Raw genomic sequence first — 14,473 nt, 5'->3', positions numbered from 1 at the left:
GCGGTACGGGCCACCTGGGGCAAGCGTGCGGAATAATGCGCGCATGCGCATTTCAGCCAGGGCCGACTACGCGGTGCGTGCCGCCCTCCAGCTCGCCGCCGCCCAGGACGCGGGTCCGCTGAAGGCCGAGGCCATCGCCGAGGGTCAGGGCATCTCGCACAAGTTCCTCGAAGGCATCCTCGGGGACATGCGCAAGGGCGGTCTCGTCCAGAGCCAGCGCGGCGGCAACGGCGGTTACTGGCTGGCCAGGCCCGCGGAGTCGATCTCGGTCGCCGAGGTCATCCGCTGTGTGGAGGGCCCCTTGGTCTCGGTCCGCGGGGAGCGGCCGCCGGACCTGTCGTACACCGGTCCGGCCGAGTCGCTGCTCACCCTCTGGATCGCGCTCCGGGCGGGTGTCCGCGAGGTGCTCGGGGTGTCGCTGGCGGAGGTCGCTGCGGCCCAGCTGCCCGACACGATCGTCGCGCTCGCGGACGACCCGGAGGCCTGGACCAACCCCTGAGCCCTCGTGCCAACCCCTCGCGACCTGCGCAGAGGTGACTCCTTCTCACCTGCCGAGACGGCCTTGTCCAGCTTACGGACGCCCCTTGGGGCGGCGGCCTCCCCTCTGCCACTATCCCTACTATTCCAGTGGGGATACGACGAACCATGTGAGGTGACGTGAGTACGCCGAGGAGATCGCCGAAGAGACCAGCGATACGCACCACCTCCGCACCGGCCGCAGGACCCGTCGCACGCCTCGCCGAACGGCCCGGCGAGAGCCCGGTCGACCGGCCCGCCGACGACGCGATCTGGCCCCGCGTCACCCGCGAGCTCGCCGACGACCTCGCCGTGGACGCCCTCGCGAGGGACCGGGCGGGCAAGGAGCCGTTCGACGAGGTCGCCCGCCTCCAGGAAGCCGGGCTTCCCGCCCTTCTGACGGCCCCGGGCCCGAACCGGCGGGGCGCCGAATGGCAGGCGGCGTGTGCGGTCGTACGCGAGATCTCCGCCGCCGACAGCTCCGTGGGCGAACTGCTCGCCCACCACTACGCCCTGTCCTGGAGCAGCCGCTTCTTCGGCGGCCCCGCGCGGGAGCCCGGCGCCCCCCTCGCGAACGACCACCCCCTCGACGTACGCACCACCGAGGGACGCTGGCTGCTGGCCGGGGGTGTCGAGGCAGCGCGCCCGGAGACCGGCGCCGGCCTCACGCTGACCCCCGCCGGCTCCGGCGGCGGCTGGATCCTCGACGGGACCCGTACCTTCGCGTCCGCCGTGACGGTCGCCGACCGGCTCGTCGTCGGGGCCCGCCCCGGCGGCAGCGGCGACCTCTTCGTGGTCCTGGTGGACCCGGCCGAACCCGGGGTGTTCACCGACGCCGGGACGGAACGGGTCGGCCAGCGGCTCGCCGGCGCGGGCACCGTCACCTTCGACCGGGTCCCCGTGGCACCCGAGGACGTCCTCGGCACGCTCCCCCACGACGAGCACGCCGTCGCCCCGTTCTCCACCCTCGCCCCGCTCGTCCTGCGACTACTCCTGGTCCACGTCGGGCTCGGCATCGCCGAGGGGGCGCTCGCCGAGGCCAGGGACATCAGCCGCGCCGGTCACGCCGGACCGGCACCGGCGGATCGTTCCGGCGGCGCCTCCGACGGCTCCGTACCGGCCGGCGCCGGGGACGACCCGTACCTCCTGCTCGCGTACGGGGAGCTGGCGACGGCCGCGCACGCCGCCGCCGCCGTGGTGGAGCGGGCGACGGACGCGATGACCCACGGCCTGCTCGCCGCCTGGTCGCTCGGCGTGGAGGAACGCGCCGACATCGCCGTCCTGGTGGCGGCCGCCGAGACCGTCACCGGCCGGGCGGCCGTCCACATCACCACCCGCATCCTCGAACTCGTCGACGGAACGGCGGGCGCGGACGCCCGCGCCGGGGGTCCAGGCTTCGACCGCTTCTGGCGCAACGCCCGCGCGCTGACCGCCCCCACCCAGGCGGCCCACCGGCTCCGCGACATCGGCGACCACTACCTCAACGGAACCCACGCGCGGCTGACCCTGCTGGCCTGACTGCGGGGGCGCGGCCCCTCCCCGGATCGATACGACGACCCCCAGGGGACGGATCGAACGACACCCGCAGGGGGCGAAGGGACGGACGGACCCGCATGTCGGGACGTCCGGCCCTCACGCCGGGCGGCCGAAGGGCCCAAGCTGGGTGGTACGCGGTCCGGCCGTCCGGCGGGGCCCGACACGGCAACCCACGGAGGCAGCCTGATGAGTCGTGAGATCGTCGCAGGGGTGGACGGATCCCCGGAGAGCCTCGCCGCGGCGGACTGGGCCGCCCGCGAGGCGCTCCACCGGGACCTCCCGCTACGGCTCGCGCACGCGTGGCGCTGGGAACCGGTCGACCTCCCGCTGGTCCAGGACCGCGCGGGCCAGGAGCGCGTCGCTGACGCGGTCCTGCGCGAGGCGGAGGCCACGATCGGACAGCGCTATCCGAAGCTCACCCTCACCGCCGAGGTGCTGACCGACACGCCGGTCGCCGCGCTGCTCGGCACCGAGGACCGGGCCGAGATGCTCGTCATCGGCTCGCGCGGGCACGGGGCCGTCACCGGGTTCCTGCTCGGCTCCTACGGCCAGCGGATCATCGCCGACGCCTCCCGCCCGGTGGTGGCCGTCCGCTCCCGCGACGGCGATCCGGCCGAACCGCCCACCGGGCACGTGCTCGTCGGGCAGCTCGGCAGCCCGGAGGACAGCGCCGCCGCCCTGGGCTTCGCCTTCGCGACCGCCGCCGCGCGCGGTGCGGCCGTGCGGGCCGTGCGCGCGTGGAGCCTGCCGGCGCTCTACGCGTACAGCCCGGCCTCGATGCGGCTCGCCGACGAGGCCGGCGGACTGGTCCCGTACGAGGAGAAGGCCCTGCGCGAGGCGCTCGCGCCCTGGCGCGAGCGCTACCCGGACGTGTCGGTCACCGAGCACGTCGAGCTGGGCAGCGCCGGCCAGGTGCTGCTCTCCGCCTCGGGGGCCGCCCAGCTCCTCGTGGTCGGACGGCGGGCCAAGCGGGGCGCCGTCGGGCCACGCATCGGGTCCGTGGCCCACGCGGCCCTGCACCTCGCGCCCTGTCCGGTGGCGGTCGTCCCGCAGGACTGAAAGGGTGCGATACAGGTTGACGCGCGGGGTTGACGCGTCACGTTGACGAGGAGTGTCGGGGTGGCCGGGGCCGGACAGTGTTACCGCCGTCGCCCCGGTGGCTCTCCCCAGCGCCGGACCGTTCGGCGACCACGGCGAGAGAGCGGAGCTCCATGCGGCACCACGACCGTCCCGGTCACGACGGCACCCCCGAAGACATCCCGCACCCGAACGATGCCGTACGGGACTTCGCCGCGGACCCCTCCGCGGCGCACGGTCCCGCGACGGCGGACGCTCGGACGGCGGCGGACCTGCCCGCGGCGCGCGGGGGCGGCCGGCACCGCAAGGGCGGCGGAGCGAGACGGCGGGCCGCGCGCCGGCCGTCCTTCCGGACCGCCGTCACCGTCGCCGGTTCCGCGGCCGCCGTCCTGACGGTGGCCACCGGGATGTACGTCGCCTCCCTCGGGGCCGGTGGCACGACCGCCGCCCCCGCGGCCGCCGAGCCGGTCGTGTCGCTGCGTCCCCCCTCTGCCGGCGGGGGTGCGGATGCCACGCCGGAGACCGTACGGGCGGCGGGCGGCGCGCGGACGGCGGAGGCCGTACGGGTGATCAGGACGACTCCCTCGCCGCCGTCGGCGCCGTCGACCGCCGCCACGCCCTCCCCCCGTGCGGCGGGCACGGCACCGGTCGGCTCCGCACCGGCGGCGCCCGGGCCCGAGACACCTCCCAAGGCGGAATCGGAACGGCAGCCGGAGCCGCCGCCCGCACAGGCCCCGGAACAGCCGCGGCCGGCACAGCCCCAGGGGCGGCAGCAGGAGCAGGGTGCGGCGCCCGGGGCGGAGGCACCGGCGGGCAGGGCCGCGCGGTTCGTCCAGGACGTCATCGCGCTCGCCAACGCCGAGCGGGAGAAGGCCGGTTGCAGCCCGCTGCACTCCGAGAGCCATCTCCGGACCGCCGCCCAGGGCCACGCCGACGACATGTCCGCCCGCGGCTACTACGAGCACGACAACCCGGAGGGCCGCGACGCCGGCGACCGGATGACCGGCGCAGGGTACGCCTGGTCGACCTGGGGGGAGAACATCCACCGCGGTCCGAAGACCCCGGCCAGGGCGATGGAGGACTGGATGGACAGCCCGGGCCACCGGGCGAACATCCTCAACTGCTCGTTCAAGGACATCGGCGTCGGGGTGACGCTGACGGCCAACGGCCCTTGGTGGGTGCAGAACTTCGGCGCCAGGCGCTGAACCGCCCGACCCGGCCGTCAGGAGGCGGGAGCGGCGAGCTTCTGCACCCAGATCGTGCCGCCGGGACCGGGCGCCGACGCCACTCCGGTGTCCCGGTACCGGCAGTCGAGCATGTTCTCCTCGTGCATCGACCCGTCCGTCCAGTCGTCGACGACGGACGCCGGGTCGGCCGTGCCCTGGTCCAGGTTCTCGGCCCAGGCGCTCCACGCGTAACCGGCGGCGGTGATCCGGGTGTCCGCGAACTCGCCCTCGGGGCTGGCGTGTCCGAAGTAGCCGCGCGCGGCCATGTCACGGGCGTAGCCGCGGGCCGCTTCGGTGAGCCGGGGGTCGATGCGAAGCGGGGCGCAACCCGCCTCCGCCCGCAGCCGGTTGACGAGTCCGGTCACCCGCTCCTCGCCCGTGGGCGCCGGTGTGGGGCGCGGGGTGCGGCGCGGGGTCGGGGGCGTGGTCGTCGGCGGGGGTGTGGCGGTGCGGGTGGGGGTCGGCGTCGCCGGGGGCGTCGTCGGGGCGGGGGTCGCCGGGGGTGCGGCGACCGGGCTGCCCGGCGCCATACGCGTGTGCGGCTCCTGGGGTACGAGGAGGGCGACCGCACCGAGGACGGCGACGGCCGCGGCTCCGGCGACTCCGGCCCGGCGCAGGGGCGTCCAGCGGGTGACGCCGTCGGAGACGACCGGGTCAGGTGCGGTCCCGCCGGTCCCCGGCGTGTGCGCCACGGAGGTGTCGGGGGCGGCCGGGTCGGGGACGGCCGTGCCCGGGACGCCGGTGCCCGGGAGGTGCGCGTCCGCAACGGCGGTGTCGGACGCCACGGTGTCGAAGGCGACGGGTGCGGCGGTGGGGCCGTCCGTCAGCCCGATCACCAGCGGCGGTACGAGGCCGAGGCCGACGAGCAGCCCTTCGACGGGGGCGAGGCCGCTGCGGCCGGTGACCCTCGCCGTACAGGCGGCGCAGGTCCGTACGTGGCGGGCGACGCGTTTGCGCCAGAGCGGGGAGGGGCGGCCGTCCCAGGCCGTGACGGTCTCCGCCAGGTCGGGGCAGATCGGCACGGCGTCGAGGGCGCGGACGACGGCGCGGCCGGTCTCCAGGCGCTCCTTCATCCGCTGGACGCGGACCGCGGCGTGCTGCGGGGATATCCCGCCGAGGCCCTCGGCGAGCTCGGCGCGGGTCAGCTCGCCCGCGGCCTCCAGCCACCACAGGGCGAGCAGTTCGCGGTCGTCCTCGTCGAGCCAGCGGGTGGCACGGGCCACGTCGCGGCGCTGGCCCGACAGGCCGAGCCGGAGGATGGTGACCTCGGTGAAGTCGCCGGCGGCCGGGTCGGCGAGGTCGGTGGCCCGGTCGAGTCCGGGCACGGGTGCCTGCTGGCGTTCGCGCCAGCGGCGGCGGATCCCGTTCATGGCGATGGCGACGAGCCAGGACCGGAACCGGGCCGGGTCGCGGAGGCCCGTCAGGCCGTCGAGGGCGCGCACCATCGTCTCCTGGACGATGTCGTCCGTGTCCGCATGGCCGTCGAGGGCCCGGCCGACGATGTTGTGGACGAGGGGCAGGTAGGCGCGGACCAGCGCGTCCCTGGCGTGCGCGTCACCGGCCCTGGCGGCCTCCACCAGCGCGGTGGTGCGGCGCTCGTCGCTGTGCATGGATCTGCTCCCTCATCCCTGGTGCGAGTCCCCCGTGGTTCGGAGACCCGTGGGCGAGGGAGGGATAACACTTATCGGTGATCGGCGCCGACGTCCATCACAGCGGTGGTACGGGCAGAGTCGGGACCGTGGCCCCGTGCCCCTCCCGGACGGCTGCCACGACGGCGTCGTGCAGATCGCGGCTCTCCTCCTCCGACGCGCACGGAACGGGACTGCCCGACATGGTGAACCAGTCGGACGCGCCGCTGTACTGCACGGCCACGCGTGCCTCGCTGTCGGCCCAGGTCGTGTGCACGGTCAGATCGCCCGTGACGCATCCGGCCTCGACGGTCAGCACCCCACCTCGCCCGGTGTAGACACCGGCGGTCGTCCAAGATGCCCAGCTCATCCATCCAGGTTCACACCCGGACGGCGGATGCGCCACCGACGGGACCGCCCCGGTCGGAGGAGTTCCGTCCGGGGCGGCGCCACGCGTGTGCTCGGCGGGGCGTGGGAGGCGGTGGGCCCCCCGTGCCGCGTCAGGCGAGGGAGGCGACGGCCTCGTTGAAGGTGGCGGACGGGCGCATCACGGCCGCGGCCTTGGCCGGGTCGGGCTGGTAGTAGCCACCGATCTCGGCCGGGGAGCCCTGGACGGCGATGAGCTCGTCGACGATCTTCTGCTCGTTGGCGGAGAGGGTCTCGGCCAGCGGCGCGAAGGCCTTGGCCAGCTCCGCGTCCTCGGTCTGGGCGGCCAGCTCCTGGGCCCAGTACAGGGCCAGGTAGAAGTGGCTGCCGCGGTTGTCGATACCACCGAGGCGACGGGTCGGCGACTTGTCCTCGTTGAGGAAGGTGCCGGTGGCGCGGTCGAGGGTGTCGGCGAGGACCTGGGCGCGGGAGTTGCCCGTGGAGGTCGCGAGGTGCTCGAAGCTGGCGGCCAGGGCGAAGAACTCGCCGAGGCTGTCCCAGCGGAGGTAGTTCTCCTTGACGAGCTGCTGGACGTGCTTCGGGGCGGAGCCGCCGGCGCCGGTCTCGAAGAGGCCGCCGCCCGCCATCAGCGGGACGACCGACAGCATCTTGGCGCTGGTGCCCAGCTCCAGGATGGGGAAGAGGTCGGTCAGGTAGTCACGGAGGACGTTGCCGGTGACGGAGATGGTGTCCTCGCCGCGGCGGATGCGCTCCAAGGAGAACGCCGTCGCCTCGACCGGGGACAGGATCTTGATGTCCAGGCCCTCGGTGTCGTGCTCCGGCAGGTACTGCTTGACCTTGGCGATCAGCTGGGCGTCGTGCGCGCGGTTCTCGTCCAGCCAGAAGACGGCCGGGGCGCCGGTGGCGCGGGCGCGGGTGACGGCGAGCTTGACCCAGTCCTGGATGGGCAGGTCCTTGGTCTGGCAGGCGCGGAAGATGTCGCCCTCGGCGACCTCCTGCTCCAGGACGACGTTGCCCTCGGCGTCGACCAGGCGGACGGTGCCGGCCTGGGCGATCTCGAAGGTCTTGTCGTGGGAGCCGTACTCCTCGGCCTTCTGCGCCATGAGGCCGACGTTCGGTACGGAGCCCATGGTCGACGGGTCGAAGGCGCCGTTGGCGCGGCAGTCCTCGATGACGGCCTGGTACACGCCGGAGTAGCTGTGGTCCGGGAGGACCGCGAGGGTGTCGGCCTCCTGGCCGTCCGGGCCCCACATGTGGCCGGAGGTGCGGATCATGGCCGGCATCGAGGCGTCGACGATGACGTCGGACGGCACGTGCAGGTTGGTGATGCCCTTGTCGGAGTCGACCATCGCCAGGGCGGGGCCCGCGGCGAGCTCGGCCTCGAAGGAGGCCTTGATCTCGTCTCCCTGCGGGAGGGACTCCAGGCCCTTCAGGACGCCGCCGAGGCCGTCGTTCGGGGAGAGGCCGGCGCCGGCGAGCACCTCGCCGTACGTGGCGAAGGTCTCGGGGAAGAAGGCGCGGACGACGTGGCCGAAGACGATCGGGTCGGAGACCTTCATCATCGTGGCCTTGAGGTGCACGGAGAAGAGCACGTTCTCGGCCTTGGCGCGGGCGACCTGCTCGTCGAGGAAACTGCGCAGGGCGGCGGCGCGCATGACGGCGGCGTCGACGACCTCGCCGGCGATGACCTTCAGCGGCTCGCGGAGCTCACTGGTGGTGCCGTCGGCGGCGGTGAACTCGAAGCGGAGGGTGTCGTCCTTGGTGACGACGACGGACTTCTCCGTGGAGGCGAAGTCGTTGTCGCTCATGGTGGCGACGTTGGTCTTGGACTCGGGGGTCCAGGCGCCCATGCGGTGCGGGTGGTTCTTGGCGTAGTTCTTGACCGAGCCGGGGGCGCGGCGGTCGGAGTTGCCCTCGCGCAGGACCGGGTTGACGGCCGAGCCCTTGATCTTGTCGTAACGGGCGCGGACGTCCTTGTCCTGGTCCGTCTGCGGGTCGTCCGGGTAGTCCGGGAGGGCGTAGCCCTGCGCCTGGAGCTCGGCGATCGCGGCCTTGAGCTGCGGGATGGACGCCGACACGTTCGGCAGCTTGATGATGTTGGCGCCCGGCGTCTTGGCCAGGTCGCCGAGCTCGGCGAGGGCGTCGGCGATGCGCTGGCCCTCCTCCAGGAACTCGGGGAAGACGGCGATGATGCGGCCCGCGAGGGAGATGTCCCGCGTCTCGACCGTGACGCCGGCCTGCGAGGCATACGCCTGGATCACGGGCAGGAACGAGTACGTCGCCAGGGCAGGCGCCTCGTCAGTGTGGGTGTAGATGATGGTCGAGTCAGTCACCGGGTGCTCCGCTCCACGTCTGCGTATGCGAGATTGCTCGACATCAAGATATCTCGTGATCGAGGTCCTCGGTAAAGGGCCCCACGAGCTCGCCGTCCCGGGGTACCCCAGCGGCCTCGACGAAGGGCCCGCCGAGCCGGTACGGGGTGGGGGCGCCCTCGACGTCCACGCGGCGGAGCAGGCCGAGCAGGACGAGACCGGCGCCCGCGACCACGCCGGCGGCGAGGGCCTGGCCGCAGCGGTGGGCGAGGCGGAGCTCGGCCGGGTCGTAGGGGGCGGCGCTCGGCAGGGCGAGGGTGTCGCCGAGGAGCCAGAGGCCCACTCCGAGCCCGCCGACGGCGATCAGAGCGAGCGGCACGGTCACCGGGAGGCCGGGGAGGCTGGGCCCCCGTCGGGCGCCGGGGCGCACCTTGCCCTTGCGGGCGAGGACGGCGAGGGCGCCGCAGAAGACGGCGAGGACCACCAGGGCGGCGGCGATGACGTCGCCGGGCCGGTGCTGGCCCGCGGCGATGGTGTAGGCGCCGACGCCGACGGCCCAGAGCGTGGCGGCGCCGACCGCGACGCTGCGCAGCCGGTAGGGGACGACGAGGGCCAGACCGAAGGCGATGCCGAGGGCGAGCGTGGTCTGGGCGCTGGGGAAGCCGGTGGACAGGAGCCCGCCGGCGTCGGCGAGCCGGGGGCGCGGTGCGTAGCGCTGGAGGAGTCCGGTGAGGGCGAGGGCGGTGACGACCGCGCCGGCCGCGAGGCCGGTGAGGGCGTACCGCTTGCGTATCAGGCCGGCGGCGAGCAGCAGGACGCAGCCGAGGACCAGGGAGAGGGTGGTGAGCCCGGCGAGCGAGGGGTGCTCGCGGAGCGCGGTTGCGGCGGCGCTGTCGGCGCGCCTGCCGGTCATGGCCGCGTCGCCCCAGCGACGGCCGGTCGCGGTGAGCACGAGGCCCGCGTAGACGACGGTCAGCAGGAGGACGGCCCCGAGGCAGCCACGCCGGGTCCGGGTGCGGGCTCGGGTGCTGAACGATCCGGCGGCCTCGCCTGCCACAGCGGCGTACCACCAGCTGTCACCGGTCTCCAGCGGCCTCGGGGAGCCGCCGACGCGGGGCCTGTCGTAGGAAGCCATGCCCCGATTCGAACCCACGCGCGGCGGCCCCGCCCGCTGGGCGCACCCGAACGAAGCGCGTCGGGCGCGGTCCGGCGGGCGCGGCCCCGGACGGCGGTGGGGGGGGCGGCTCCGGGGGCCGCTCTGCTCAGAGGTCCGGGCTCGGGCGCTGGGCGACGATCGCGAGGATGAGCCCGCCCAGCAGGGCGAGCAGGGTGACGACTCCAAGCACGTGGCCCGCCTCGCCCTCGTCGAGGAGCAGCCCGGCCGCCTGGGCGGCGAAGGCCACCGCCATCACCAGCTGTGCCCAGCCGAAGAGCCGGGTCCGGTAGACGCGGCGCCGTTGGAACGGCAGGATCCAGCCGGTCCGGATCGCCGCCACTCCGCCGGCGACGAGCAGCACCGCGAGCACGCTCGGCACGGCCAGGAACCACGACATGTTCCGCCCCCCTCGACTCCCGGTGGACACCCGGAGCGGTCGCGATCATGCCACAGCGAGGTGACGGGAACCCGTACGGTCGTGCCGCCGGGTCCCGTACAGCGTGAACGCCGTGTTCACCAGGGCCACATGACTGAGCGCCTGCGGCATGTTGCCGAGCTGACGCCCGCTCACCGGGTCCCATTCCTCGGCGAGGAGGCCGACGTCGTTGCAGACGTCGAGGACCCGCTCGAAGACCTCGCGGGCCTCGTCGGGGCGCCCGGTCATGGCGAGCGCGTCGGCGTACCAGAACGTGCAGGCGACGAAGGCTCCTTCGGTGCCGCCGAGGTCGTCGAGCTCGTGCGTCCCGCCGTCCCGTACGTCGCCGTAGCGGCGGAGGAACCCGTGGTCGTCGAGCCGCGCCATGGCTCGGACGGTGCCGAGTACGCGGGGGTCGCCGGCCGGGAGGAAGCCGAGCCGCGGGATCAGCAGGGCGGTGGCGTCGACCTGGCGGCTTCCGTAGTACTGGGTGAAGGACTGCTGTTCGTCGCTCCAGCCCAGGGCGCAGACCTCCGCGCGCAGTTCGCTGCGCAGGGCCTGCCAGTGCCTGAGCGAGCCGCGGAGCCCGGCGACCCGGGCGAGGCGGACGGCGCGGTCGGCGCCGACCCAGGCCATGACCTTGGAGTGGACGAAGTGGCGTCGTGGGCCCCGGACTTCCCAGATGCCTTCGTCCGGCTCCTGCCAGCGCTTGCCGAGGAACTCCAGGAGCGAGGCGACCAGCGCCCAGTCCGGGGCGTCGAGGGCGACGCCGGCCCGGACGGCCGAGTACACGGTGTTGAGCACCTCGCCGTAGATGTCGAGCTGGAACTGGTCGACGGCCGCGTTGCCGAATCTGACGGGTCGTGAGTTCTCGTAGCCCGGCAGCCAGTCCGCGTGCGTCTCGGGCAACTCCCGCTGCCCCTCGACCCCGTACAGCGGCTGGAGGTCGACGGGGTCTCCGGCGACGGCGCGGACGAGCCAGTCCTTCCAGGCGAGCGCCTCTCTGCGATAGCCGCCGCGCAGCAGGCAGGACAGGGTGAAGGTGGAGTCGCGCAGCCAGCAGAAGCGGTAGTCCCAGTTGCGCTGCCCGCCGAGGGACTCGGGGAGGGAGGCGGTGGCCGCGGCCACGATGCCCCCGGTGGGGGCGTAGGTGAGTGCTTTGAGGGTGAGGAGGGAGCGGATGACCGCCTCGCGCGCCGGCCCCTCGTAACGGAGTGCGGCGGCCCAGTCGTTCCAGAGGGCGAGGGTGCGGGTGAGGGTGGCGTCGATGTCGGCGGGCGGGGTGACGGGCGGCGCGGGGGCGTGTGAGGGGCGCCAGCCGAGGACGAAGGAGACGCGGCGGCCGGCGGTGACCGTGAAGTCGACCGTGGCGCGGTCCGGGGTGACGACGGGCTCGACGCCGGACTCGCAGGAGAGGTACGCGGCGTCGGGTCCGGCGACCCAGGCGACGGTACGGCGGTCCACCGAGCGGGTCCAGGGCACGATGCTGCCGTGGTGGAAGCGGACCCTCAACTCGCTTCGCACGTCGACCTGTCCGGCGATCCCCTCGACCACCCGGACGATGCGCGGGGCGTCCTCGCTCGGGTAGCGCGGGGGCATGAAGTCGGTGACGCGGACGGTTCCGGTGAGGGATTCCCAGAGGGTGTCGAGGACGAGGGTGTCGCCCCGGTAACTCCTGCGCGTGCAGCGGGCTCTGCCGACAGGGGCGAGGAGCCAGCGGCCGTGCCCCGGATCGCCGAGCAGGGCCGCCAGGCAGGCGGGCGAGTCGAAGCGCGGCGCGCACCACCAGTCGACGGACCCGTCGGTACCCACGAGAGCCGCGGTCTCCAGGTCGCCGACGAGGGCGTAGTCCTCAATTCGCCCTGCCATGACGGGATTGTATGTCTGATCGAATCTCCGTGCAGAAGGAGCGGGGAATAGTTTCGTCGCGGTGCGCATATTCTTCCTTCTTTCTTGACGGCATCGTCCGCGGCGCAGGATCCTGAAGTTCGCGGGTTCTCCGCGCGGAAGGCCGTACCAATGAGTAGCGATTCGCATCCCCTGCGCCGTTCGACCGACCGCGCACCCGATTCCGGAACGCGCACGGTGAGTCTCGTCCTCACGGTCCGCCCCGGCGGCGGGGACCCGCGGCCGACTCTCGATCTGCTCCTCGATCAAGTGCCGTCGAGCGTGGGGGACGTGGTCCTGGTCGGCGGCCCGCCCGGTGAGCGGCGGATCCGCAAGGGGCTCACCGTGCGGGGGCTCGGGTCCTGGGACTCCTCGCGCGGCGACGTTCCGCACGCGGGCCTGCTCGCGGCGACGGGTGATCTGGTCGTGCTGATGAACGCCGACGGCAGCATGTCGCCGCACGAGATCCCGCACTATCTGCATTACCTGGAAAGCGGTTACGACTTCGTCAAGGGATCACGCTTCATCGCGGGCGGGGATTTCGCCGACTATCCGCTCTCGCGCCGGCTCGGACATCGCGCGCTGCTTCGGGTCGCGCGCCGGATCTACGGCCAGCACCTGACCGATCTCTGGTACGGGTTCTGCGCGTTCCGGCGCTCTTTCGTGGATCTCCTCGACCTGCGCGAGGACGGGGTCGAGCTGGGCGCCGAACTGGTCACCCACGCCCTGCACTACGGCCTCCGCGTCGCCGAGGTGCCCAGCCTCGAACGGCCGTGTCTCCACGAGCCGGTCCGCCTCCGCACGATCCGCGACGGCACGCGGATCCTCGGCACGCTTCTCGACGAGCGACCGCACAACACCCTGTCGCGGCTGGCGCACCGGCGGCGCCCGCGCGCCGCCCGCACCTCCTCCGGTTGACGAATCACCCGTAAGGGTGCTACCGCTGGAAACAGCACTATTTCAGGACAGACCCTCGGCAGGGTCGGTTGCCGGAAGAGGTACGTCGTGGCCTCCAGCCAGTTCGACCGATCGCCGGCGGCATCCGCACCGCATCCTCTGCGGCGGATGACCGACTGGCCGCTCGTGGACGCCCGGCGCCGCACGCTCTGCCGCCCCGCACACCGCCCGACCGCCCACCCGGCACGCCGGGCGGCCGACCGGATCACCGCCACCGCCCCTCCCCCGATGAGCCGGGCGTGCAGGCCGCGGGGATCGGCACGTCGGCGCCGCGCCCGTACGACGCGTACGCGCACGCGCACCGCGCGGCGAAGCCGCGGCTCCGACGGTCCGGCCGGGTCGTCCGAACCAGCGCCGACGGGGGCCTGCGGACCCCCACCGGCCGGCGCTCGCGCACCGCACCGTCCGGGAGAAGCGCGTCATCACCGACCCGGTGAAGCCCGTCCTCACCGACCCCGTGAAGCCCGTCGTCACCGACCCCGTGAAGCCCCTCATCACCGCCCCGGTGAAGCCCGTCGTCACCGACCCGGTGCAACGCGCCCGCACCGACCCACCCCCGCACTGATCCCCCGCGCGCCGGTGCGCCCCGCGCCCCGCGCCTTCCCCCGAGGAGGCGTGGCGTGATGGCCACCGCCCGCTCACACGCACCGCTCGCCCATCGGCTCCGCCGCCCGCCGGTGGAGCTCGAACTGCTCATCCCGGCCTACAACGAGCAGCGCAGGCTGCCCTCGACCGTGGCCGCCACCGTCGACTTCCTGGCCGGACGGCCCTGGTCGACGGCGGTCGTCGTGGTCGACAACAACAGCGCCGACGGCACCCTCGACGTCCTGGAGCGGTTCGCCGACTCCCCCGTCCCGGTCCACGCCATCGGGTGCAGCGACCAGGGCAAGGGCGCGGCGGTACGGCGCGGGATCGAGACCTCCTCGGCACGGTTCATCGGCTTCGCCGACGCCGACAACGCCACCCCCGTCGAGACCCTGGACCGGGTGATGGAGCTGCTGCGGGCCGGCCACGGGGCGGTCATCGCCTCGCGCCACGCACCGGGCGCCCGGCTCGACGTGGAGCAGTCGGCCCTGCGGCGCGGCGGCGGCCGGCTGTTCCGTTCGCTCGCGCATCTGTCGCTGCCCGGGGTCACCGACACCCAGTGCGGGTTCAAGTTCTTCTGCGGTCCGCTCGCCCGCGCGATCGCGCGTGACTGTCACATCGACGGCTTCGCCTTCGACGTGGAACTGCTCGCCCATGTCGTACGGGCCGGGCGGGACGTCGTGGAGGTGCCGGTGGTCTGGCACGACGTACCCGGCTCGACGTTCTCGGCACGGCGCGACGGGTTGCGCTCGATGGCCGATCTCCTGCGCATCTCGCTGGCCCGGTGATGA

Annotated in this window: 13 protein-coding genes; 7 read left to right on the top strand and 6 right to left on the bottom strand. The window is 73.8% G+C overall.

Features of this window, described 5'->3' with window-relative positions; all coding sequences use genetic code 11:
* Positions 1 to 43 precede the first annotated feature (43 nt).
* From ACIP84_RS09540 to ACIP84_RS09525, 4 genes are all read left to right on the top strand, one after another.
* On the top strand, positions 44 to 499 hold the full coding sequence (locus tag ACIP84_RS09540) for an Rrf2 family transcriptional regulator (RefSeq protein WP_187624280.1): 456 nt from the start codon (positions 44 to 46) through the stop codon (positions 497 to 499).
* Between the two features lie 158 nt (positions 500 to 657).
* Positions 658 to 2,034, top strand: a complete 1,377-nt coding sequence (locus tag ACIP84_RS09535; RefSeq protein WP_401796596.1) for an acyl-CoA dehydrogenase — start codon at positions 658 to 660, stop codon at positions 2,032 to 2,034.
* 204 nt (positions 2,035 to 2,238) lie between these two features.
* Complete coding sequence (locus tag ACIP84_RS09530; RefSeq protein ID WP_401796593.1) at positions 2,239 to 3,111, top strand: universal stress protein; 873 nt, start codon at positions 2,239 to 2,241, stop codon at positions 3,109 to 3,111.
* Between the two features lie 152 nt (positions 3,112 to 3,263).
* On the top strand, positions 3,264 to 4,334 hold the full coding sequence (locus ACIP84_RS09525) for a CAP domain-containing protein (protein ID WP_401796590.1): 1,071 nt from the start codon (positions 3,264 to 3,266) through the stop codon (positions 4,332 to 4,334).
* Between the two features lie 17 nt (positions 4,335 to 4,351).
* Here the strand turns inward: ACIP84_RS09525 and ACIP84_RS09520 are convergent, their stop codons facing one another.
* From ACIP84_RS09520 to ACIP84_RS09495, 6 genes are all read right to left on the bottom strand, one after another.
* Entirely contained in the window at positions 4,352 to 5,965 is a 1,614-nt protein-coding gene (locus ACIP84_RS09520; protein WP_401796587.1) for a sigma-70 family RNA polymerase sigma factor, read from the bottom strand.
* Positions 5,966 to 6,062: 97 nt separating this feature from the next.
* Positions 6,063 to 6,353 carry a hypothetical protein gene (locus ACIP84_RS09515; protein ID WP_355964458.1) on the bottom strand — a complete coding sequence of 97 codons (291 nt, stop codon included), beginning with the start codon at positions 6,351 to 6,353 and terminating at the stop codon, positions 6,063 to 6,065.
* 130 nt (positions 6,354 to 6,483) lie between these two features.
* Complete coding sequence (locus ACIP84_RS09510) at positions 6,484 to 8,703, bottom strand: NADP-dependent isocitrate dehydrogenase (protein WP_401796584.1); 2,220 nt, start codon at positions 8,701 to 8,703, stop codon at positions 6,484 to 6,486.
* A gap of 43 nt (positions 8,704 to 8,746) precedes the next feature.
* The gene (locus ACIP84_RS09505) at positions 8,747 to 9,817 is read right to left on the bottom strand and encodes a phosphatase PAP2 family protein (RefSeq protein WP_401796581.1); all 1,071 of its coding nucleotides are present in this window, start codon (positions 9,815 to 9,817) and stop codon (positions 8,747 to 8,749) included.
* Between the two features lie 127 nt (positions 9,818 to 9,944).
* Positions 9,945 to 10,235, bottom strand: a complete 291-nt coding sequence (locus ACIP84_RS09500; protein ID WP_355964461.1) for a hypothetical protein — start codon at positions 10,233 to 10,235, stop codon at positions 9,945 to 9,947.
* Between the two features lie 45 nt (positions 10,236 to 10,280).
* Positions 10,281 to 12,122 carry a glycoside hydrolase family 15 protein gene (locus tag ACIP84_RS09495; RefSeq protein ID WP_401796578.1) on the bottom strand — a complete coding sequence of 614 codons (1,842 nt, stop codon included), beginning with the start codon at positions 12,120 to 12,122 and terminating at the stop codon, positions 10,281 to 10,283.
* A gap of 84 nt (positions 12,123 to 12,206) precedes the next feature.
* Here ACIP84_RS09495 and ACIP84_RS09490 point away from each other — a divergent pair, with 84 nt between their 5' ends.
* The 3 genes from ACIP84_RS09490 to ACIP84_RS09480 all read left to right on the top strand — a co-directional run bounded on the left by ACIP84_RS09490 (position 12,207) and on the right by ACIP84_RS09480 (position 14,470).
* Positions 12,207 to 13,058, top strand: coding sequence for a glycosyltransferase family 2 protein (locus ACIP84_RS09490; protein ID WP_401796575.1), 852 nt, complete (start codon positions 12,207 to 12,209; stop codon positions 13,056 to 13,058).
* Positions 13,059 to 13,530: 472 nt separating this feature from the next.
* The gene (locus ACIP84_RS09485) at positions 13,531 to 13,662 is read left to right on the top strand and encodes a hypothetical protein (protein ID WP_401796572.1); all 132 of its coding nucleotides are present in this window, start codon (positions 13,531 to 13,533) and stop codon (positions 13,660 to 13,662) included.
* A gap of 58 nt (positions 13,663 to 13,720) precedes the next feature.
* Positions 13,721 to 14,470: a glycosyltransferase gene (locus ACIP84_RS09480; protein WP_355964503.1), complete on the top strand. Its 750-nt coding sequence runs from the start codon at positions 13,721 to 13,723 to the stop codon at positions 14,468 to 14,470.
* Positions 14,471 to 14,473: the final 3 nt, after the last annotated feature.

This window comes from Streptomyces sp. NPDC088707, assembly GCF_044752725.1.
Taxonomy (GTDB): domain Bacteria; phylum Actinomycetota; class Actinomycetes; order Streptomycetales; family Streptomycetaceae; genus Streptomyces.
This window is presented reverse-complemented; position numbering and strand designations above follow the sequence as displayed.

What these genes read in the sequence shown, in the direction of transcription:
- ACIP84_RS09540 (WP_187624280.1), top strand. Translation starts at nt 44, where the DNA reads ATGCGCATTTCAGCCAGGGCCGACTACGCGGTGCGTGCCGCCCTCCAG.
- ACIP84_RS09530 (WP_401796593.1), top strand. Translation starts at nt 2,239, where the DNA reads ATGAGTCGTGAGATCGTCGCAGGGGTGGACGGATCCCCGGAGAGCCTC.
- ACIP84_RS09525 (WP_401796590.1), top strand. Translation starts at nt 3,264, where the DNA reads ATGCGGCACCACGACCGTCCCGGTCACGACGGCACCCCCGAAGACATC.
- ACIP84_RS09520 (WP_401796587.1), bottom strand. Translation starts at nt 5,965, where the DNA reads ATGCACAGCGACGAGCGCCGCACCACCGCGCTGGTGGAGGCCGCCAGG.
- ACIP84_RS09515 (WP_355964458.1), bottom strand. Translation starts at nt 6,353, where the DNA reads ATGAGCTGGGCATCTTGGACGACCGCCGGTGTCTACACCGGGCGAGGT.
- ACIP84_RS09505 (WP_401796581.1), bottom strand. Translation starts at nt 9,817, where the DNA reads ATGGCTTCCTACGACAGGCCCCGCGTCGGCGGCTCCCCGAGGCCGCTG.
- ACIP84_RS09500 (WP_355964461.1), bottom strand. Translation starts at nt 10,235, where the DNA reads ATGTCGTGGTTCCTGGCCGTGCCGAGCGTGCTCGCGGTGCTGCTCGTC.
- ACIP84_RS09495 (WP_401796578.1), bottom strand. Translation starts at nt 12,122, where the DNA reads ATGGCAGGGCGAATTGAGGACTACGCCCTCGTCGGCGACCTGGAGACC.
- ACIP84_RS09480 (WP_355964503.1), top strand. Translation starts at nt 13,721, where the DNA reads ATGGCCACCGCCCGCTCACACGCACCGCTCGCCCATCGGCTCCGCCGC.